Consider the following 21,188-nt stretch of genomic DNA (forward strand, 5'->3'; position numbering starts at 1 on the left):
TTCCGATGAGCAGAGGACGACTGGTGTGGATGGCCTTTGCGTTGCCGATGCTGGCCGCGTTCGTCGCCTGTGCGCCGCCCCAGGATGCGCGGGAGCAACTCTACGCATTGTTCGACGAGGAGTGGGCGGCGAGGCTCGTCGAGAGTCCGCAGTTTGCGACGAGCGTCGGCGATCACAGCCGGAACGACGAGCTGGCCGACGTCAGCCTGGAGGCGATCGAACGCCGGGTGGAACGGCGCCGCGACGTGCTGCGGCGGTTCGAGGAGATCGACGTCTCCGGGCTCAGTGCGGCGGACCGGATCAACGCGCGGATGTTCGAGCGCCAGCTTCGGAGCAGCGTGCAGGGCTTCGAGTTCGGCGGCTACGAGATGCCGCTCAACGCGGACTCCGGCTTCCACATGGGGTTCGCCCGCATGTACCGCCCGATGCCCTTCCAGACGGCGGACCACTACGACGACTACATCGCTCGGATGAGGGCGATCCCGGCCTACTTCGAGCAGCAGCAGGGCCACATGCGAGCGGGGATCGAGCGTGGCTTCACCCTGCCCCGCGTGACGCTTACGGGCTACGAGGACACGATCTCCGCTCACATCGTCGACGACCCCCGGGACAGCGCCTTCTGGGCGCCCTTTGAGGAGGTGTCGGCGTCCGTCGGGGAGATGGACCGCGAGCGGATCCTGACGGATGCCGAGGCGGCGATCACCGAGGCGGTGGTGCCGGCCTACCAGGGGTTCTACGACTTCTTCGTCGGCGAGTACCTGCCGGGCGCCAGGGAGACCGTCGGTGCCTCCGACCTGCCGGACGGTCAGGCGTACTACGCGGAGCAGGTGCGCTGGTTCACCACGCTCGACGTGACGCCGCGGGAGGTCCACGAGATCGGCCTCAGCGAGGTCGCGCGGATCCGGGCCGAGATGGCGGAGGTGATCCGGGAGATCGGCTTCGAGGGTTCCTACGCCGAGTTCCTCGAGTTCCTGCGCAGGGACCCGCGCTTCTACCCGAAGACCGCGCAGGAGCTGCTGGAGCGGGCAGCCTGGATCGCCAAGACGATGGACGGCAAGCTGCCGTCCCTGTTCGCGACCCTGCCGCGGGTTCCCTACACGGTCGAGCCGGTCCCCGACCACATGGCGCCGAAGTACACCGCCGGCCGGTACGTGTCGGCCCCGTACAACAGCACGCAGCCCGGCATCTACTGGGTCAACACGTACAACCTCCCGAGCCGGCCCCTCTACGCGCTGGCGGCGCTCACCCTGCACGAGGCGGTGCCGGGTCACCATCTTCAGAACGCGCTCGCGGCCGAGATCGACGCCGGGCCGGAGTTCCGCCGCCACGACTACCTCTCGGCCTTCGGCGAAGGCTGGGGCCTGTACTCCGAGTACCTCGGGCTCGAGGCGGGCATCTACGAGGAACCGTACAGCAACTTCGGCCGCCTGACCTACGAGATCTGGCGGGCCTGCCGGCTCGTTGTCGACACGGGCGTGCACGCCTTCGGCTGGACGCGCCAGCAGATGCTCGACTACCTTGCCGAGAACACGGCGCTCTCGCTGCACGAGGTCACGACCGAGACGGACCGCTACATCAGTTGGCCGGGCCAGGCGCTCGCCTACAAGATGGGCGAACTGAAGATCCGCGAGCTGCGGGCAAGAGCCGAGGAGGCGCTCGGCGCGGACTTCGATGTCCGTCACTTCCACGACGCAGTGCTCGCGAACGGTTCGGTGCCGCTCGACATCCTGGAGGAGTTGATCGACGCCTGGATCGAGGCGCAAGGGTCCTCGTAGCTGGATCGACTAACTGTCCGCGACATGGTCGACTTCCTGATCTGGCTGGAAGAAACTCGTCCTTCCACCTGGATGCGCGAGTCGGGTGGCGCCTTCTTCTCGAGCCTGGTGTTTCACTCGATCGGGATGGCCTTCGTGGCGGGCATCCATGTCGTGACGGATCTGCGCGTCCTCGGAGTCGCGCCCGGGGTTCCGCTCTCGCTGATGCGACGCTACGTTCCGGTGCTGTGGGCGAGCCTGGCGGTGGTCACGGCTTCCGGGCTCCTGCTGCTGCTGGCGTACCCGGCGAAGGCGCTGACCAATCCGCTGTTCTACTTCAAGCTGGTGGCGATTGGGGTCGCGCTCTGGATCATGAGGGCGCTCCAGCGCGGCGTCCTGAGGGATTCCCTCCACGACGCGGTGCCTGTCCCGACAAGGGAGCGGCTGCTGGCGCTCGTCTCGCTCGTGCTGTGGGCCGCGGTGATCACCTCGGGCCGATTCCTGGCCTACACGGCGAAGGTCATGATGGCCTCCCATCTCCAGTACTGAGGCGGCGATGGAAGACCTGCTGTACTCGATCGGTCAGAAGAGCGGCATCTACGACTTCATGCATACCTCGTGGGGGTGGCCCACGGTGGAGTCGCTCCACTTTCTCGGCCTGTCGCTGCTGATCGGCGCGATCGGCTCATGGGATCTTCGGCTGCTGGGCGTGGCGCGGGGGATTCCGATGGCGGCGCTGCACCGCCTCGTGCCCTGGGGTGTCGGCGGCTATCTCCTGAACGTCTGCACCGGCTTCCTGTTCGTCGTCAGCGCGCCGAACCAGTACCTCTACAACCCGGCGGTGCAGATCAAGTTCTCCTTGATGGCGATAGCGGGTCTCAACATCCTGGTCTTCTACCGCTTCGCGTACCGTCCGGTGAAGGCCGCCGCCGCCGGTGCCACGGCGCCCGTCAGGGCCCGAACTGCCGCCGCGATCTCTCTCGCCTGCTGGGTCGGGGTCATCGTGTGCGGCCGGCTGATCACTTACTTCCGGCCGCCCTACCACTGGTGTTTCTGGTGCTGAGCAGCCAGCAGGCTGCGCGGCGGCGGCGCTAGTTGTCGTCGTTGTCGTCGTCGTCCGGCGGCGGCTTGGCCGGCTCCTCGTCGACGAACCGGAAGGGTAGCCGTTCTTCGCCGTCGGCGGGCGGCGTGGGCTGGGGCCTGGGTGTTCGGCGGAGACGCCATTCCGCGCGGTCGGGCGGTGGACTGCTCGCGGCCGGCCGGCCTTCGTTCGCGTCCAACTCGGCCTCGACCTGCTCGATGAGTTCCTCCGCGGACTGCGCCTGGTCGAGACCCGCGGCCTCGAGTTCCGCTTCGATCAGCGCTAGCAGTTCGTCCGTGGTCAGATCGTCCAGGTTCGGTGAACCATCGGCGGCGCGTGGAGTAGCGGCAGGAGCCGCGTCGACCGCGACCACCGGGTCGGCTGCGGGAGCGACCTCGGCGGCGGGGGTTGCCTCGACGCCGACGGCCACGACCGGTGCCGGATCCCGGGGAGGCCTGGAGGGGTCGTCGGGAACCGGAGAACTCTCGATCAGGACGCCTCCCCCGGATGACGGCAGCGCGGTCGGGCCTAGACCGACCTCGATCAGCCCGCCGGATTGGCGCACCTGATACCCGGGCAGGGCCTGGTTCAGGTCGACCACGACGCGCAGGAAACTCGGATGCCTGCCGGTGCGCACTTCGATCGCGGGGCTGCCCGGCGCCGGCGCCGGCATCTCCGCGACGGAGCGGTCGATGCCGAACAGGTCGAGCACGACCCGTGGGGGGTTCGGCAACTCGAAGTGACGCACTGCCTGCACGCTGTCCGTCACGTTCAGGCGCAGGACATCACCGTTGAGCCCGGCTGAGGTCAGGCGGTTGGTCTGGGCACCGGCCGTCGCGGCGAGGAGAGCCGATGTGAGACAGACGAGGAATCTCATGGCGGTTTGACGCATGCTGAAGAGGCACAGTTTACCACTGTCTCTGCGATAGCCTGCGCGGCAGCCATGCAGCGCCTCGCACCGGCCGTTTTCGTCGCCCTGTCCGTCTCGTCCTGGGCGGCGCTGCCGGCGCAGGAGACGCATCCGTTCTCGGTCCACGACATGCTGGCGATGGAGCGGCTTTCGGACCCGCAGATGGCGCCGGACGGGTCGACCGTCGCCTTTGTCGTCCGCACGACCGACCTGGCTGCGAACCGCGGTCGAACGGATCTCTGGTCGGTGCCGGTGGAGGGCGGCGCACCCCGCCGTCTGACCACGCACGAGGCGGCGGACTACCATCCGCGCTGGTCGCCCGACGGCAGGGATCTCTACTTCCTTTCGACGCGTTCGGGGAGTGCGCAGGTCTGGCGCCTGCCCCTTGCCGGGGGCGAACCGCGCCAGGTGACCGATCTGCCGCTCGACGTCGGCAACCTGGTCGTGTCGCCGGACGGTCGGCGCATCGCCCTGACGATGGATGTGTTCGCTGAGTGCGAAACGCTCGACTGCACGGCGGAACGGCTCGAGGAGCGGGCGTCAGGGAAGACCACCGGTGTCGGCTACGACGACCTCTTCGTGCGCCACTGGGATGTCTGGAAGGACGGCCGGCGATCGCACGTCTTCGTCCTGGAGCTGGACGACTCGGGGGCTGCTGCCGGAGATCCGGTCGACCTGATGAACGGACTCGACCAAGACGCGCCGCCGAGGCCCTTCGGCGGCGCCGAGGAGATCGCGTTCGCGGGCGGCGGCAGCGCGGTGATCTTCGCTTCGCGCGCCGGCGGTACGCCCGAGGCGTGGTCCACGAACTTCGATCTCTATCTGGCGCCGGCGGACGGTAGTTCCGAGCCCGTCAACCTGACCGCCTCCAATCCGGCCTGGGACAGTCACCCCGTTCTTTCGCCGGACGGCGACACACTGGCCTGGGTTGCCATGGAACGTCCGGGCTACGAGTCGGACCGGTTCCAGGTACGGCTGGCTCGGCTAGACGGTGAGCGGCTCGAGGACGAGCGGGCGCTGACCGCCGACTGGGACCGTTCCGTGTCGGGTCTCGCCTTCTCGGCCGACGGCGGGACGCTCTACGTCACGGCGGCCGACCTCGGCCAGCGGAGTCTGTTCGCGGTCGACGTTGCCGGCGGTGAGGTGACCCGGCTGCACGGTGAGGGCTCGATCGCCGGTCTGGCGGTGTCGGAGGACCGGCTCGTGAAGCTCCACAACGACCTGGCCGGGCCTTCGGAGCTCTACGTGAGCGCGCCGGACGGCGGAGGCCGGAAGGCGCTCACCGCGATCAACGCGGAGCAACGGGCGGCGGCGCGGGTGGGCAGCTACGAGCAGTTCACGTTCGCAGGCTGGAACAACGAGACGGTGCATGGCTACGTGGTGCGGCCGGTCGACTTCGACCCCGACCGCCGTTATCCGGTCGCGTTCCTGATCCACGGCGGGCCGCAGGGCTCGTTCGGCAACAGCTTCCACTACCGCTGGAACCCGCAGGCCTACGCCGGCGCTGGCTATGCCGCGGTGATGATCGACTTCCACGGCTCGGTCGGGTACGGGCAGAACTTCACCGATTCGATCCGTGGCGACTGGGGCGGCAAGCCGCTCGAGGACCTGAAGAAGGGACTGGCCGCGGCGCTCGACCGCTACCCGTTCCTCGACGGCGACAGGGTCTGCGCGCTGGGGGCGTCCTATGGCGGCTACATGGTCAACTGGATCGCCGGGGCCTGGCCGGACCGGTTCCGCTGTCTGGTCAACCACGACGGCGTGTTCGACCTGCGCTCGATGTACTACACGACCGAGGAACTGTGGTTCGTCGAGTGGGACCACCGGGGTAGCTATTTCGACAACCCGGAGGGGTTCGAGACTCACAATCCGGCCCTGCTCGTCGACCGCTGGCAGACCCCGATGCTAGTGATCCACGGCGCTCTGGACTTCCGCGTTCCGGAGACCCAGGGGTTGGCCGCCTTCACGGCGCTCAAGCGCCGCGGCGTGCCGGCCCGCCTGCTGTACTTCCCGGACGAAAACCACTGGGTGCTCCGTCCGGCGAACAGCATTCAATGGCACGAGGAGGTGCTGGGATGGCTCGCCCGCTGGCTGGAACCTTGAACCGTCCCTTCGGGCGCTTGGGGCCTTTGGCCGTCGGCGCGGCGGTGCTCGCCGCGCTGGCGTCCGGGTTCGCCCCGGCAGCGGCCCAGACCGCGGACGATCCGGGTGTCTACAAGGGACGGAAGATCGCCGACGTGATGTCGTTCCGGGGCGCCGGCTGGTTGGAGCGCGCCTCGCGCATCGAAGAGGAGAACCCTGACGCGCTGATGGCCGCCCTGCCGATCGAGGAGGGGATGCTGGTCGTCGACATTGGCTGCGGTTCGGGCTACTACGCCCGCCGCATGGCGGCGGCGGTCGGCCCGGAAGGCAGCGTGCTGTGCAACGACATCCAGCCCCAGATGCTGCGCATCGCGGAGGAACTCGCCCGGCGCGAGGGAGTCACGAACATGTCGACGGTGCTGGGCACCGAGGGCGATCCCCGGTTGCCGGAAGGCGAGGTCGACCTGATGCTGCTCGTGGACGTGTACCACGAGTTCTCGGAGCCCGAAGCGATGCTCGAGACGATGCGGGAGGCGCTTTCGCCCGACGGTGTGATCGCTCTGGCGGAGTTCCGGCTGGAGGGCCGCACGGCGGCCCACATCAAGCTCGACCACCGGATGTCGATTGAGCAGGTGATGAAGGAGTGGTTGCCTGCGGGCTATGAACTCGTCGAGCGGATCGACTCGTTGCCGACCCAGCACCTGTTCCTGTTCCGCGCCGCCCGCTAGCGGCGCGGCGGATGCGCTAGAGCCGCCAAACCCGTCGCAGACTCCGTGTTTGGCCCCAGCCCCCACCTCACCAGGAGGCCGCATCGCAGAACTTGCTTCGCAGCGTTCTGCGGCGCAGCCTCCTAGCTGTCCAGTACTTCGGCGCAGCGCCGCGCGAAGTAGGTCAGGATCATGTCCGCCCCTGCGCGCCGGATCGCGGTCAGCGTTTCCAGCATCAGGGCGTCGCCGTCCATCCAGCCGTTCGTGGCGACGGCCTGGATCATCGCGTACTCGCCGCTGACCTGGTAGGCGGCGACCGGCAGGTCGACCGCCTCGCGTACCGCGCGGATCACGTCGAGATATGCGAGGGCGGGCTTCACCATGACGATGTCGGCGCCTTCCTCGACGTCCAGCCGCGCCTCGCGTACCGCTTCCCGCACGTTCGCCGGGTCCATCTGGTACGTCTTCTTGTCGCCGGCGCGGGGCGCCGAGTCGAGGGCGTCGCGGAACGGCCCGTAGAAGTTCGAGGCGTACTTCGAGGTGTAGCTCAGGATGCCGACCTGGTCGTGGCCGGCGCCGTCGAGGGCGGTGCGAATTGCCCGCACCCTGCCGTCCATCATGTCCGAAGGGGCGATGACGTCGGCGCCGGCGTCGGCCTGGGAGACCGCGGTGGCGGCGAGGATCTCGAGCGTCGGATCGTTCACGATCTCGCCGTCCTCGACCAGTCCATCGTGACCGTCGCTGGAGTACGGGTCCATCGCCACGTCCGTGATCACCAGCATCTCGGGGAGCGCCGACTTCAGCTCGCGGACGGCGCGCTGGACCAGACCGTCCGGGTCCAGGGCGCCGCTGGCGGTGCGGTCCTTCAGTTCGTCGTCCACGGCCGGGAACAGCGCCACCGCTGGCACGCCGAGCGCGTGCGCGGCGCGGCTCTCGGCGACCAGGCGGTCGATGCTCAGCCGCGCCTGTCCCGGCATCGAGTCGATCGGTTCGGCGGCATCCCTGCCCTCCATGACGAAGAGCGGGTAGATCAGCCGGTCGGGCCCGAGGTCCGTCTCGCGGATCAGCGATCGGATTGCCGCCGAGCGGCGGTTGCGCCGGGGACGGATGGGCATCGGCTGCATGGCCGGGGGATTCTACGCCGGCCCGTCCGCGACCACACACTGAGTGCGCCGGAGGCGGCGGGATCGACACGCCGGCCGGCCGTCCGGCTCAGCTTTGGCGCGGCGGTTCCATGGGGAGCGGACCTATACTTCCCGCCATGGCACTGAGGGAGGTGTGCGCGGATATCTGGGTCGTCGACCACCAGCAGAAGATCCCCGTCGGCTTCGTCATGCCTGCCCGGATGATCGTTGTACGGCTCAGCGCGGGCGACCTGTGGCTCTGCTCCCCGGGACCCATCGACGACCCGACTGCGGAGGAACTCGCGGCGCTCGGACCGGTGCGGTATCTCGTCGGGCCGAATCGCTTCCACCACCTCTATCTTCCCGCCGCGGTAGAGCGCTTCCCCGACGCGGAGGTTCTGGGCGCGCCGGGTCTGGCCGAGAAGCGCAAGGACGTGGCGTTCAGCGGCACCCTCGGGATCGCGTCCTCCTGGGGTAGCGACCTGATCTCGATTCCGATCGACGGCATGCCGGGAATCGGCGAAGTCGCGTTCTGTCACCGGCCGAGCGGCTCCCTGCTGGTGGCCGACCTGCTCTTCAACCTACGGCAGCGCCAGGGGTTGATGGCGTCGGCCTACTGCAGGTTGACGGGGGTCCATCGCCGCGTGGCGATGAGCCGTATGTTCCGGTTCGCGATCCGCGACCGCGCGGCGTGTGCCGCGAGTTGCCTGCGCCTGTTGCGGTCCCCGTTCGACCGCCTGGTGCCCTGCCACGGCGACGTGGTGGAGGAGGACGCGAAGCGGCAGGTTGAGGCAGCGCTCGCCTGGATCTTTGATGGCCTCGAAACGCCCCCCGAACCCGCGCCCGCCGGCGCTCCTGTGCCCGAGGTCTGACCCTCCCGTGTCACTCCCCCTGGCGGACCTGCGGGTCCTCGACCTGACGATCGCCCGCGCCGGGCCGACCGCGGTGCGACAGCTCGCGGACTGGGGCGCCGACGTGGTGCGGATCGAGCGCCCGCCCGCGCCGGGCAAGGACATCGGCATCTCCCGCCGGCTCGGCCACGACTACCAGAACCTCCACCGCAACAAGCGCTGCCTGACGCTGGACCTGAAGCAGGACGAAGGCCGCGACGTGCTGCTGCGCCTCGTCCGCGACGCCGATGTGCTGGTCGAGAACTACCGCGCCGACGTGAAGCACCGGCTCGGCTTCGACTACGAGACGGTGCGGGCGGTCAACCCGCGGATCGTCTACGCCAGCGTGTCCGGCTTCGGCCAGACGGGTCCGTACCGGGAGCGGGGCGGCGTCGACCAGATCGCCCAGGGTCTGGGGGGGCTGATGTCGGTCACGGGGTTACCCGGTCAGGGCCCAGTGAGAGTGGGGACGGCGATATCGGACCTCGCGGCCGGCCTCTACCTCGCCTTCGGCATCATGGCGGCCCTTCGCGAGCGCGAGCGGTCGGGCGAAGGGCAGTGGGTGACGACCTCGCTGCTCGAAGCGATGATCGGGATGCTCGATTTTCAGGCCGCGCGCTACCTGGTCGAGGGTGAAGTCCCCGGCCAACAGGGCAACCACCACCCGACGATCGCGCCCATGGGGACCTTCCCCGCGGCCGACGGCTGGGTCAACGTCGCAGCCACGAGTAACAAGCACTTCCGCGGCATGTGCCAGGCCCTCGGCGGCGAGGAACTGCTCGAGCGGACGGAGTACAGGGACTCCGCCGGCCGCGTCGCCAACCGTGCGCGGCTCGAGGAGGAGGTCGCTGAGCTGACCCGGCGCTTCGAGGTGGACGAGATCGTCGAGCGCCTGAACGATGCCGGCCTGCCGTGCGGCCCGGTCTACGACCTGGGCCAGACCTTCGCCGACCCCCAGGTCCGGCACTCCGGCATCGCCGTGCCGCTGGAGCACCCGGACCTCGGCCCGGTGCGGCTCGTGGGCCAGCCGGTCCAGCTCCGGCGGACGCCCTTCGAACTGCGGAGCCGGGCGCCCGGGCTGGGCGAGCACAGCGACGAGATCCTCGCGGAGGCGGGGCTGGAAGAGACCGAGATCGAGGCTCTGCGGGCCGCGGGGGTCGTTGCGTGAACGCGATCGAACTGCCGACGACGAAGATCAGGGCGAGGGTCGAGGACGGCGTCGGCTGGCTCACCTACAACAACCCGGAACGGCGGAACGCGCTCTCGTTCGAGATGCAGGTCGCGCAGGCGGAGGTCCTGCGCCGGTTCCAGGAGGACGACGCGGTGCGGGTCGTCGTGCTGCGCGGTGCCGGTGACCGGGCGTTCGTCTCCGGCGCCGACATCTCCGAGTTCGAGAAGCTGCGGACGACGGTCGAGGCGCGCGAGCGCTACGACCAGGCCGGCCGCGAGACCGGTCGGGCCTTCGCCGCGCTGGAGAAGCCGCTGATCGCGATGATTCGCGGCTACTGCCTGGGCGGGGGTCTGGCAACTGCGCTCAACGCCGACCTGCGGATCGCGTCGGAGGACTCGCTGTTCGGGATCCCGGCCGGCCGTCTGGGCGTGGGCTACGGCTTCGCCGGGATCAAGGTGCTGGTCGATCTCGTCGGGCCGTCCCGCACCAGCGAGATCCTGCTGACGGCGCGGCGGTTTAACGCCGCCGAGGCGCTGCACATGGGGCTGATCGACCGGGTGACTGCGGCCGATGACCTCGAGGACACCGTCCGCGATCTGGCCGGCAGGATGGCGGCCAACGCCCCGCTGACTCTCCGTGCCGCGAAGTTCGCGATCCGTCAGGCCACGAAGGACCCGGAACGCCGCGACCTGGACCGGGTCAAGCAGCTCGTCGAGGCCTGCTTCCGCTCCGACGACTACGTCGAGGGCCGGAAGGCCTTCCTCGAGAAGCGGCCGCCGCGGTTCCGGGGGCGGTGACGAGTTCTCCCGCCCTCGGGGCGGAGGCCGCCGAAATGGCGACGGCGATGGACGAGCCGCTGCTTGAACTTGCCGATGTCACGGTCGTGCGAGGCGGCCGACCAGCGCTGGACGGCGTAACGCTCACGATTCCGCGAGGCCGGAACACGGCCGTGCTGGGGCCCAACGGCGCCGGCAAATCCACCCTGCTGCGAATGCTGAACGGCGAGTTCTTCCCGCTTCGCCGGCCGGGCGTCCGGATGCGGCTGCTGGGCCGGGCCCGTTGGAACGTGTTCGACGTGCGCCGGCAGCTCGGTGTCGTGTCGCACGAACTGCAGGCGACCCATCACGGCTGGCTCTCGGGTCTGGACGTGGTGTGCTCTGGTTTCTTCGCCAGCGTCGGCGTCTACCGGCACCAGGGATTGACCGAAGGGCAGCGGAGAAGGGCCGAGGCGGCGGCAGGGAGCCAGGGCGCCGGCGACCTCCTGGGACGGCGCTTCGACACGCTGTCCTCCGGTGAGCAGCGTCGCGTACTGCTGGCGCGGGCGCTGGTCCACGAGCCGCACACCCTGCTGCTCGACGAGCCGGCGACCGGCCTCGATCTGCAAGCGGCCTTCGGACTGATGCAGCGGCTACGGGCCCTGGCTGCTGCGGGAACGACGCTGATCATCGTCACCCACCACGTCGACCAGATCCCGCCGGAGGTCGAGCGGCTCGTGTTGCTGAAGGCCGGTCGCGTGTTCGCGGACGGGCCGAAGGACGAAGTGCTGACGAGCGGGACACTGTCCGAGCTGTTCGACGTCGGCGTGCAGTTGGTGGAGCGGGACGGCTACTTCCAGGTGCTGCCAGGCTAGGCGCCGCGCTACGATGCCGGCAATGTGCCCACGACGGTCAACCATCGCGACTTTCGTCGCGTTCCTCGCCGTCACCGTACCCCTCGGCGCCGCCGACAGCCCGGGCTGTTCAGCCGGTGTCGCCGGCCTCGCATCGGCCGCTACGCCCGGCACAAGCGTTGACCTGGAGCTCGCCCACGGGGGCCTGATTCGCAGCTACCGCCTCCACCTGCCTGCCCGCTTCGACGGCGTCGCCCCGGCGCCCCTGTGGCTGCACGTGCATGGCTACACCGGCAGCGCCCGACATAGCGACGGCTGGACGGGCCTGTCGGAGCTCTCCGACCGCGAAGGCTTCGTCCTGGTGTTACCGCAGAGCACGTCGTTCGAGGCGTCCCTGGGGCCGCCGGGCCAGAGCCGGAACGCCACGATCACGTCCTGGAACGACCTCGCCTGCAGCGCGCCGCTCCAGCCGGAAGCGGCCGCCTGCCGCGAGGATGCGGACCCGTACCCCTGCCCGCCGGAGTGCGGAACCTGCGGGCGGTGCAACTGGTGCTCCTGCCATGACGACGTGGCCTACATCGCCGCACTGATCGACCACCTGGCGGCGGAGCTCTGCATCGACACGGACCGTGTCTTCGCCTCCGGCTACAGCAACGGCGGCATGTTCGTCCACCGGCTTGGCTGTGCCCTCGACGACCGCCTGGCCGCGGTCGCGCCGATGCACGGCTACCTGGCGCGCGGTTTCAACTGCGCGGCCGGAGCGTCCGGTCCGTCGATGCTGCTGGTCGGTGGCACGGCGGACCGTACGGTCCCGATCGACGGTTCATTCGCCAGCGACGGGTACATCTACACCTCGCAGCACGGCGTGGCGGAGGAGTGGGCCGAGTCGCAGTCCTGCTCCGCCGAGCCGACTGCCGTCGAGACGCCCTGGGACGGCCGCCGGGCGCTGAGTTGCGTTGAGCATCCCGGCTGCGCTGGCGACCGCGCCGTGCGCAGTTGCTCCTGGGACGGCGCCCACATCTGGCCGCGCGACGACGCCGGCAACTTCGGGGGCGAGCTTCTGTGGGACTTCTTCAGCGAGGCGGAGCGCTAGCGCCCCGAAACCCCTCGCAGGCTCGGTGTTTCGGCCCATCCCGTCCTCGCCCAGGAGCTCGCCCGGAGAACTTACGCGTAGCGTTCTACGGCGCGAGCTCCTGGACCTCTGCTTCCAGTCGCCCGGCCTCCACCCCTAGCCGTTCGCCGGCGGCGACGATCTGTCGCCAGGACTCCGCGTCGACCGGGATCGCTTCGGCACGTTCGATCCGGCTGACGCGCTCCGGATCGCCCGGTACGAGCACCGGCTCGTCCGGCTCGGCGGCGGGCGATGCCTTGACGTGAGCGACCAGGGCGGCGAGCTCGTGCTCCATCGCCGAACGCGGAACAAGCCGGTCGGGGTCGAACACGATCATGAACATGTTGTTGATGATCGTGCCCTCCATCTCGTGCTCGGGCTGGGCGGTGCGGCCGCCGCTCATCATGCCGCCGAGGAGTTCGCAGAAGACGGCGAGGCCGTAGCCCTTGTGGTCGCCGAAGGAGGTCAACGCGCCCACCGGCTGCCGGAAGAGCACTCCCGGGTCGCGGGTCTTGCGGCCTCGATGGTCGATCAGGGAGCCCTCCGGCGCCTCGTCGCCCATGTTGTGAGCCACCCGCGCCTTGCCGTGGGCGATCCGGCTGGTCGCCATGTCGAGGAGGATCGGGGGTTGTGCTTCGCTGCCGGGTAGCGAGAGGCAGATCGGATTCGTGGAGTAGCGGGCGTCGGTACCCCGGTAGGGCGCGACCAGGGCCGGGTGGCCGACGACGTTGACGAAGTGGAGTGAAGCGAGACCGGCGTCCGCCACCTGCTCGCCGTACGTGCCGATCCGGCCCAGATGGTGACAGTAGCGGACCGGCGCCAGGACCACGCCGCTGGTCCGGCAGCGTTCGATCGCCGCCGCCGTGGCCTGCCGGCCGACCACCTGGCCGTAGCCCATGCCGCCGTCGAACATCATGATCACGCCGTCGTCTCGGACCAGCTCGACCTTCTGGTTCGGGTTCAGGGTTCCGTTGCTGAGGCTCCGCTCGTAGGCGGGCAACATGCCCACGCCGTGGCTGTCGTGGCCTGAGAGGTTCGCCAGTACCAGGTGGTCGGCGACGACGCGGGCCTCGCCGGGTTCGCTGCCGCCGGCTTCGAGGATCATCATGGCTGCTTCCCGCAAGGCCTGTGGCCGGATGTCGATGGACTCCAAGGTGTTGGCTCCTCTGATCTCCTGCGTTCGTGAAAGCGGCGATCCTAGCCCGCAGTGCGCTCGGCCGCCGGGTGTTATCCGAGTCCCCGCGGACGGTAAGCTGACGCCTCGATGCGCCCCTCCGCAGCTTCGTCGTTCCTGCCGGCCGTTTTGTTCCTTCTGCTCGGTGCGGCGGCACCCGGGCTTTCCCAACCGGATCCCGGCTCCGGCTGGATCGATCTGACGGCCGGCGGACTCGAGGAAGGGTGGCGGCAGCTCGGCGGCGCCGCGGAGTACTCGCTGGAGGACGGCGTTGTTGTCGGCACGGCAGTGATCGAGACGCCGAACTCCTTCCTGGCGACGAAGGAGGAGTACGGCGACTTCGCGCTCCAGTTGGAGTTCAAGATCGACGAGGGGCTGAACGCGGGGGTTCAGATCCGGAGCCACAGCGATCCCGAGTACCGGAACGGCACGGTGCATGGCTACCAGGTGGAGATCGATCCCAGCGAGCGGGCCTGGAGCGCCGGCGTCTACGACGAGGCCCGGCGCGGCTGGCTGTATCCACTGGCGGCGAACCCGGCGGCGAGCGAGGCGTTCCGCCAGGGTGGCTGGAACCACCTCTACATCGAGGCGATCGGCCCCGAGATCCGCACCTGGCTGAACAACGTGCCGGCGACGTTCCTGATCGACGAGATGACGCCGAAGGGGTTCATCGCGCTCCAGGTCCACTCGGTGGGGCCGGACGGAGGGGGCAGGCAGGTTCGCTACCGGAACGTGCTGCTGCGGACGGAGGGCTTGACGCCGAGCGGGCGGAAGTTCCCCTACATCGTCGACACGCGGCCGAACCGGCTTTCGGAGGCGGAGGCCGCTCTCGGCTGGCGGCTGCTCTTCGACGGTGAGAGCACGGAAGCGTGGCGGGGCGCCCATCGCGAGGACTTCCCAGGGACGGGCTGGGAAGTGCGCGACGGCGAGCTGACCGTGCACGCGTCTGAGCCGGGCAAGCCGCGCGGCGGCGGAATCGTGACGCGGGAGGCGTTCTCGGCTTTCGAGCTCCAGTTGGAGTTCCGAATGACCGAGGGCGCCAATAGCGGCATCAAGTATCTGGTGACGGAGGGCTACGACTCGGCACCGGGGTCTGCGATTGCATTCGAGTACCAGATCCTGGACGACTTTCGCCATCCGGACGCGCAGTCAGGTCGGGACGGCAATCGCACTCTGGCCTCCCTCTACGATCTGCTGCCGGCGACCAAGACAGGGCGTTTCGTCAAGGGTCCGGGGCGCTACAACCACGCTCGGATCGTCGTCCACGCGGACGGCCGGGTCGAGCACTGGCTGAACCACGTGCCGGTGCTGATGTTCGATCGCGAGTCGGCGGAACTCGACGAGGCGATCGCCCTCAGCAAGTTCGCAGGCCGGAAAGGGTTCGGCAAGTGGCCCGAGGGGCGCATCCTGCTCCAGGACCACGGCGATGAGGTCGCGTTCCGGAGCATCAAGGTGCGCCGGCTCGACGAAGCGGAGTAGCGGAGCCCGTCGGGTCGATGCGTGTCCGCCTGGCCTACGGCCGCAACGGCCTTGAGATCGAGGTGCCGCGCGAGCGGACGACCGTGATCGAGCCGGTCCAGGCGCCGGCGCTCGATGATCCGGCCGCGGTTCTGACCGCGGCGTTGCGCCGGCCGGTCGCGGGGCCGCCCCTCCGGGAGCTGGCGAAGCCGGGGCAGACCGTCGCGATCTCGGTGTGCGACATCACCAGGGCGCAGCCGCGCCGGCAGATGGTGGGCGCTGTGCTGCGGGAACTCGACGGCATCGTGCGACCGGAGGATGTAACGATCCTGATTGCCACCGGTACTCACCGCGCGAATACGCCGGAGGAACTGCTGGCGATGCTCGGCGACGAGATCATCGCGTCCTGCCGCGTGATCAACCATGACGCGCGGGACGACACGTCCCTGGTCGACCTGGGAGAGAGCGGGAATGGCGTGCCGACCCGACTTTGCCGCCACTGGCTGGATGCCGACCTGCGGATCACGACCGGCTTTGTCGAACCGCACTTCTTCGCCGGCGTCTCGGGTGGACCGAAGATGGTGGCGCCCGGCCTTGCCGGCCTTGACACGGTGCTGACGCTGCACGACGCCGCGCGCGTCGGTGACCCGCGCTCGACCTGGGGAATCATCGACGACAACCCGCTTCACAGCGACATCCGCGCGATCGCGGCGCGGCCCGAGGCGCGGCCACATTTCAGTGTGGACGTCCTGCTCGACCGGTCGCAGCAAATCACCCATGTCTTCGCCGGCGAGCTGTTCGCGATGCACCGACGCGCCTGCGAGGCCGCCAAACCGATCGCCATGCGAGCCACCGATCACCGGTTCGAGGTCGTCGTGACCACGAACTCCGGCTATCCGCTCGATCAGAACCTGTACCAGGCGGTCAAGGGGATGTCGGCCGCGGCGCAGGTCGTTGCCGATGGCGGCACGATCCTCTGCGCGGCCGAGTGCAGCGACGGCATCCCGGACCACGGGCGGTACGCCGAGCTGCTCCGCCGCGGAACCTCGCCCGCCGAGCTGCTGGCGCAGATCGAAGCTCGACCGGTCACCGAGCCGGACCAGTGGCAGGTCCAGGTCCAGGCCTTGATCCAACGCCGGGCCCGAGTGCTGGTCAAGGCGGATGGCCTGAGCGGGGAGCAGCTTGCCGCTGCCCACTTCGAGCCGGCTCCGGACCTGGATGTTGCGCTCGCCGAGTGCGTGGCCGGTCAGCCTGACGCGCGAGTCTGTGTGCTGCCGGAGGGGCCGCAGACGATTCCGTACGTCGCGGCCGTGTGACCGCAGGTCTTCTGACCCGCGGGGACAAACGTGCCGAGAAGCGGCGACCGCGTTGAAGAAGAAGGGCCTCTCCGTCGCCGGAGAGGCCCTCGATTCACTTCACCGCGGTTTTGGACGCCGCGGCTTCAGGAGGCGGTCAGCCGCTAGAAGCTGAACCGGCCTCCGATCTGCAGCTGACGCGGCCTCGTCGTCAGGAACGACGGGATCCCGAGGGTGTCGGGAACGACTCCGTTGTTGATGTTCCGCTGGCCGAAGCCGACGCCGAAGCTGTTCTGGTCGAACAGGTTGAATGCCTCGACGAAGACGTCGAGCCGCATGTCGTTGCCGAAGCGGAAGAACTTGCCGACTCGTACGTCGATCGTCTGGATCGACTCGTTGCGCTCCGTGTTGCGGCCCACCAGTACGCCGTCCATGATCGCGTACGGGTCGGGGCAGTTGAAGATGGGGAAGCCGCAGGCAACGCGGTCGAAACCGCTGTCGACCAGCGTGTACGGATAGCCCGACTGGTAGTTGATGATGCCCGAGATCTGGAAGTCGGCCGGCAACTGAATCATGCCGGTGACCACCAGGCGGTGCTTGATGTCACGGTCCGAGAGGCCCCAGTCGTAGTCCAGGTTGCCCAGGTCGGAGATCGTGACGCCGGTCGCCGAACGCTCGTTCGAGTCGGTGTCCCGGTCCTTGCCCCAGGTGTAGTGGGCGTTGAACTGATACCGGCCGGTGAAGCGCCGGTTCACCTTCAGGGTGACCGCCTGATACTCGGACTCGCCGCGGGACTGCCGGACCAGGATCTCGGCAACATCGTCCCTTGGGCGGCCCGCCCACATCGGACGTCCGTACTCGTCGTAGCCACCGAAGGTGCGATTGAAGTCCGTGTTCCGCTGCAGACCGCTTGCGTCGGCGTACACAGCGTCCACGCCGGCGCTCCAGCCGTTGCCGAGTTCTCGCTCCCAGCCGACGCTCATCCGTAGCGTCTGGGCGTCATCGAACGCGGGGTCGACGTAGGAGATCGCAGGAGTGATCCCGGGAGGAGGGTTCTCGTTGTCGATCGGTGTACCGAGGTCCACGTAGCCGTTCTGACCGGGACGGACCGTGATCCGGCCGTAGTTCGGCGGTACGCCGTTTGCCTGCACCTGGTTCGCGAAGAGCAGAGTCGGCGTCCGGCCGAAGAAGAAGCCGATACCACCGCGGAGGACGGATCGGCCCTCGCCTTGTGACAACGCAAAGCCGAAGCGGGGCGCCAGGTTCTGCGTGTCCGGGATTGCTCGACCGTCGGGTTCGCTGTGGTCCAGACCGTCGGGGTTGTCAGTCGACGTGTAGCGAAGGCCGTAGTTGAGCGTCAGGTTGTCCCGCTTCAGGCTGTCCTGGCCATAGAAGGCGAGCACGCTCTGGGTTTCGTCGTAGTTCGGGTAGGTCGAGTCGCCGAACCAGATCCGAGCGCGATTGGCATTGTTGCTCAGGAAGTCCTCCGGGGAGTTGAAGTCGTAGCGGCCGTCCCGGCTCCCGGCGAAGAGTTGCGCCAGGTCGTCCTTCGAGTAGTCGACGCCGAACTTCAGGTCGTGCGCGCCGAACAGGTAGGAGAAGTCGTCCTTGATCTGGAGCTGCGACTCCTCGACGAAGATCGGCAGGAAGTCGAACTTGCCGACGCTGTCGAACCCGGCGAACCGGAAGCGGACCTGCGCCTCGATCGGCGTCCCGACCCGCTTGGACAGGCGGTCCAGGTTGTCGTCAGCAGCCTGAATCCGGAACTCGTTCACGCCCCGGCTGCCGATGACCGAGGTCATCGAGACGATCGTCGTCAGCGTGTCCTCGGTCTTCAGCGATTCCTCGTCGAGATAGCTGCTCTCGCGCTCGAAGTCGGTCCAGTTGGCACGTAGGGTGATCAGGTTCGCGTCGCTGATTTGGTGGTCCAGCTTGCCGAACAGGATCTGGTTACTCACCGAGCGCAGGAACAGGCCGGTGGCGGAGCCGTCGGCGTTCCGGTCGAAGCCCTCGACCAGGGCGGCAAAGGCGGGCTCGTTCTGCGCTCGCTGCATGATCAGGTCGTAGGTGCTGTTCGCGCCCGTCGAACGCAGCGAGCGGGTGAACGGGATGTCCTGGTCGCGAAGGTCGATGCCGAAGTAGTAGTGCGTTCGATCCCGCTTGAACGGACCGCCGACCGAGACGCCGTAGTTCTGGGTGTCGAACGTGTCCACCGACCGCGAGCCGTCGTTGCCGAAGTGGTCGTCGAGCGGCGACGAAGGCAGATCCTCGGCCATGCTGTCGTCGCGGAACTGGTAGAAGGCCGAGCCCCTGACCTCGTTCGTGCCGGACTTCGTGACCACGTTGATGAAGGCGCCGCCGTGCCGGCCGTACTCAGCCGAGAAGCCGTTGGTGATGACCTGGAACTGGCGCACGGTGTCCTGAGCGATGATCAGGCCGTCGTTCTCCGTCGCCTCACCGCCGCGGCCGTAGCCGAAGAACGTGCTCTTGTTGTCCGCGCCGTCCACCGAAAGGCCGCTGTACATGCCGCGCTGGCCGGCCATCGTCAGGAAACCGCGGGAGCGGTCGCGCTGTACGCCGGGGGTGAGAATCGCGAAGTCGGTGAAGTCCCGGCCCACGATCGGCAGGCTCTCGATCGCCACCTCGTCGATGTAGTTGGCGGCGCCGGAGCGGCTGACCTCGATGATCGGCGCCTCGGAGGTGACGGTGATCACCTCGGACGACGACTCGACCTCGAGGGTGAGGTTCACGTCCTTGATCTGGCCGACCAGGACGGAGATGTCTGCCTGCTGGGTCGTCTGCATGCCGGCGAGTTCGGCGGTCACCGAGTAGGTGCCGACCTGCAGGGCCTTCGCGCTGTAGAAGCCGTTCGCGTCGGTGATGACGGCCCGGTCGATGCCGGTGTCCTGGTTGGTCGCGGTGACCGTGGCGCCCGGGATCGGGTCGCCGGCGACATCCGAGATGTAGCCCTCGATCGTGCCGGTGATCGTCTGGGCAAAACCGGCGCCGCCAATCAGGAAGGCGCAGGTCGTTGCCAGGAGGATCGCAAGAAGACGTGCCCGGGGGCGGGTCCACTGCATGGTTGGTTTCTCCTCTGTTTTCTGAATGAGTGCCGCCGAACTCAATTGCGAGCCCACCGGCGCGCGGTTCACGCCTTGAAGGCCTGTCGGAACTGGTTGTGACGGTGGTGGGGCGCGGCGGCTCAAGGCCACGAACGAAGAGGACTATAAGGGCCGCTTCGCCGCCCGTCAAAGTGTGCGGAATCCGCTCCAAGAAGTTGAATTTCCAGGGCCGTCAACCGGTGGACGGCAGGGGCAACTCCGTGGCCCCGGTCAGGTACTCGTCGATTCGGGCCGCGGCGCCGCGACCCTCGTTGATGGCCCATACGATCAGACTCTGGCCCCGGCGGCAGTCGCCGGCCGCGAACACGCCGGGAACGGAGGTCTCGTACCGGCCGGGCTCGGCGGCGAAGTTGGTGCGGGCGTCGGTCGCGAGCCCCAGTTGCTCTCCGAGCGTAGCCTCGGGACCGAGAAAGCCCATCGCGAGCAGCACGAGGTCGGCCTCGAAGGTCTCCTCGGTGCCCGGCACTTCCTCCATCGCGAAGCGGCCGGATTCGTTTCTTCGCCAGGCGATACGCACGGTCTCGATGCCGGCGACGTTGCCGGCTCCGTCGTCCACGAAACGCTTGGAGAGGACGGAGAAGACGCGCGGATCGGCGCCGAAACGGGCGGAGGCCTCGGCGTGCGCGTACTCGACGCGGAAGATGCGCGGCCACTCCGGCCAGGGATTGTCCGGCGCGCGATCGTCGGGCGGCCGGTCGAGAAGCTCGAAGTTGACGAGCGAGGCGCAGCCGTGCCGGATCGCGGTGGCGATGCAGTCGGCGCCGGTGTCGCCGCCGCCGATGACGATCACGTTCTTGTTCTCAGCCTGGATCGGAGTCTCGACGACGCCGGCGCCGTCGCTGGGCAGGTCCCGGTCCAGCAGCGCCCTTGTGTGCTCGGTCAGGAACTCCATCGCGAAGTGAATGCCGGAGTGTTCGCGGCCCGGAATCGCCAGGTCGCGCGGATGGGTGGCGCCGCACGCGAGCAGGATCGCGTCGTGGTCCCGGCGCAGGTCGGCGACCTTGACGTTCACGCCGACGTGGGCGCCGGTCACGAACTCGATGCCCTCGGCCCGCATCAGGTCGATCCGGCGATCGACGACCTGCCGCTTGTCCAGCTTCATGTTCGGGATGCCGTACATCAGAAGGCCGCCGATCCGGTCCTCGCGCTCGAACACGGTGACCGAGTGACCGACGCTGTTCAACTGGGCGGCAGCGGCGAGGCCGGCCGGACCGGAGCCGACGACGGCGACGCTCTTGCCGGTTCTGCTCGCCGGTGGCCGGGGCACGATCCAGCCCTCCTCGAAGCCGCGGTCGACGATTGCGTTCTCGATGTTCTTGATCGTCACCGCCGGGTCGGTGATCCCGAGCACGCAGGCGCCTTCGCAGGGCGCGGGGCAGACCCGGCCGGTGAATTCGGGGAAGTTGTTCGTCCGCTCGAGTCGGCGCAGGGCCTCTCGCCAGCGCCCCTGGTAGACGAGGTCGTTCCACTCCGGGATCAGGTTGTCGATCGGGCAGCCTTCGTCGGACTGGCAGAAGGGGACGCCGCAGTCCATGCAGCGGGCGCCCTGCGTGGCGAGATGCTCCTCCGCGACGGGTTGCAGGAACTCGCCGTAGTGGGTCACGCGAATGAGCGGATCCTGGTACGGAACCGCGGCGCGCGCGTACTCCTTGAAGCCGGTGTCCTTGCCCATGAACCCGCGTGCCCTCCTCGCTTGCGGT

General features: G+C 68.5%; 17 protein-coding genes. 12 read left to right on the forward strand and 5 right to left on the reverse strand.

The genetic code is table 11. The features are described 5' to 3' along the window. Positions 1-5: 5 nt before the first annotated feature. The 3 genes from OXG83_00675 to OXG83_00685 are packed head-to-tail and all read left to right on the forward strand — an operon-like array spanning position 6 to position 2,817. Positions 6-1,775: a DUF885 domain-containing protein gene (locus tag OXG83_00675; protein MCY3963520.1), complete on the forward strand. Its 1,770-nt coding sequence runs from the start codon at positions 6-8 to the stop codon at positions 1,773-1,775. Between the two features lie 24 nt (positions 1,776-1,799). Beyond that, positions 1,800-2,303 (forward strand): hypothetical protein, encoded by a 504-nt coding sequence (locus OXG83_00680; GenBank protein ID MCY3963521.1) that lies wholly within the window; start codon positions 1,800-1,802, stop codon positions 2,301-2,303. Positions 2,304-2,310: 7 nt separating this feature from the next. After that, a complete protein-coding gene (locus OXG83_00685) occupies positions 2,311-2,817 on the forward strand; it encodes a hypothetical protein (GenBank protein ID MCY3963522.1) in 507 nt (168 codons plus the stop codon). 28 nt (positions 2,818-2,845) lie between these two features. Here OXG83_00685 and OXG83_00690 read toward each other — a convergent pair whose 3' ends face one another. Further along, entirely contained in the window at positions 2,846-3,712 is an 867-nt protein-coding gene (locus tag OXG83_00690; protein MCY3963523.1) for an AMIN domain-containing protein, read from the reverse strand. Positions 3,713-3,778: 66 nt separating this feature from the next. Between OXG83_00690 and OXG83_00695 the strand changes: the two genes are divergently transcribed. Beyond that, on the forward strand, positions 3,779-5,848 hold the full coding sequence (locus OXG83_00695) for a S9 family peptidase (GenBank protein ID MCY3963524.1): 2,070 nt from the start codon (positions 3,779-3,781) through the stop codon (positions 5,846-5,848). Then, on the forward strand, positions 5,845-6,555 hold the full coding sequence (locus OXG83_00700) for a class I SAM-dependent methyltransferase (GenBank protein ID MCY3963525.1): 711 nt from the start codon (positions 5,845-5,847) through the stop codon (positions 6,553-6,555). The genes OXG83_00695 and OXG83_00700 overlap by 4 nt, the downstream gene beginning before the upstream one ends. Positions 6,556-6,677: 122 nt before the next feature. On the opposite strand, the gene hemB is transcribed toward OXG83_00700, so the two are convergent. Continuing rightward, positions 6,678-7,658: a porphobilinogen synthase gene (gene hemB / locus OXG83_00705; protein ID MCY3963526.1), complete on the reverse strand. Its 981-nt coding sequence runs from the start codon at positions 7,656-7,658 to the stop codon at positions 6,678-6,680. A gap of 137 nt (positions 7,659-7,795) precedes the next feature. Between hemB and OXG83_00710 the strand changes: the two genes are divergently transcribed. Genes OXG83_00710 through OXG83_00730 form a run of 5 tightly spaced genes read left to right on the forward strand, consistent with a single transcriptional unit; the run spans position 7,796 to position 12,421 of the window. Beyond that, the gene (locus OXG83_00710) at positions 7,796-8,530 is read left to right on the forward strand and encodes a DUF4336 domain-containing protein (protein MCY3963527.1); all 735 of its coding nucleotides are present in this window, start codon (positions 7,796-7,798) and stop codon (positions 8,528-8,530) included. Between the two features lie 7 nt (positions 8,531-8,537). Further along, positions 8,538-9,716 carry a CoA transferase gene (locus OXG83_00715; GenBank protein MCY3963528.1) on the forward strand — a complete coding sequence of 393 codons (1,179 nt, stop codon included), beginning with the start codon at positions 8,538-8,540 and terminating at the stop codon, positions 9,714-9,716. Further along, the gene (locus OXG83_00720) at positions 9,713-10,516 is read left to right on the forward strand and encodes an enoyl-CoA hydratase (GenBank protein ID MCY3963529.1); all 804 of its coding nucleotides are present in this window, start codon (positions 9,713-9,715) and stop codon (positions 10,514-10,516) included. The genes OXG83_00715 and OXG83_00720 overlap by 4 nt, the downstream gene beginning before the upstream one ends. After that, on the forward strand, positions 10,513-11,349 hold the full coding sequence (locus OXG83_00725) for an ATP-binding cassette domain-containing protein (protein ID MCY3963530.1): 837 nt from the start codon (positions 10,513-10,515) through the stop codon (positions 11,347-11,349). The genes OXG83_00720 and OXG83_00725 overlap by 4 nt, the downstream gene beginning before the upstream one ends. Before the next feature lie 22 nt (positions 11,350-11,371). Then, on the forward strand, positions 11,372-12,421 hold the full coding sequence (locus tag OXG83_00730) for a hypothetical protein (protein ID MCY3963531.1): 1,050 nt from the start codon (positions 11,372-11,374) through the stop codon (positions 12,419-12,421). Positions 12,422-12,506: 85 nt separating this feature from the next. Here the strand turns inward: OXG83_00730 and OXG83_00735 are convergent, their stop codons facing one another. Then, positions 12,507-13,592, reverse strand: coding sequence for a malate/lactate/ureidoglycolate dehydrogenase (locus OXG83_00735; protein MCY3963532.1), 1,086 nt, complete (start codon positions 13,590-13,592; stop codon positions 12,507-12,509). A 111-nt stretch (positions 13,593-13,703) separates the two neighbouring features. On the opposite strand from OXG83_00735, the gene OXG83_00740 reads away from it, so the two are divergent. Together OXG83_00740 and larA are read left to right on the forward strand one after the other, a co-directional pair. Beyond that, positions 13,704-15,092 (forward strand): DUF1080 domain-containing protein, encoded by a 1,389-nt coding sequence (locus OXG83_00740; GenBank protein MCY3963533.1) that lies wholly within the window; start codon positions 13,704-13,706, stop codon positions 15,090-15,092. 17 nt (positions 15,093-15,109) lie between these two features. Further along, complete coding sequence (gene larA / locus OXG83_00745; protein MCY3963534.1) at positions 15,110-16,387, forward strand: nickel-dependent lactate racemase; 1,278 nt, start codon at positions 15,110-15,112, stop codon at positions 16,385-16,387. A gap of 143 nt (positions 16,388-16,530) precedes the next feature. Here the strand turns inward: larA and OXG83_00750 are convergent, their stop codons facing one another. Both OXG83_00750 and OXG83_00755 read right to left on the reverse strand, forming a co-directional pair. Next, positions 16,531-19,446: a carboxypeptidase regulatory-like domain-containing protein gene (locus tag OXG83_00750; protein ID MCY3963535.1), complete on the reverse strand. Its 2,916-nt coding sequence runs from the start codon at positions 19,444-19,446 to the stop codon at positions 16,531-16,533. Between the two features lie 214 nt (positions 19,447-19,660). Beyond that, on the reverse strand, positions 19,661-21,160 hold the full coding sequence (locus tag OXG83_00755; protein MCY3963536.1) for a glutamate synthase subunit beta: 1,500 nt from the start codon (positions 21,158-21,160) through the stop codon (positions 19,661-19,663). Positions 21,161-21,188 lie beyond the last annotated feature (28 nt).

The organism is Acidobacteriota bacterium (genome assembly GCA_026707545.1).
Lineage (GTDB): Bacteria > Acidobacteriota > Thermoanaerobaculia > Multivoradales > Multivoraceae > Multivorans.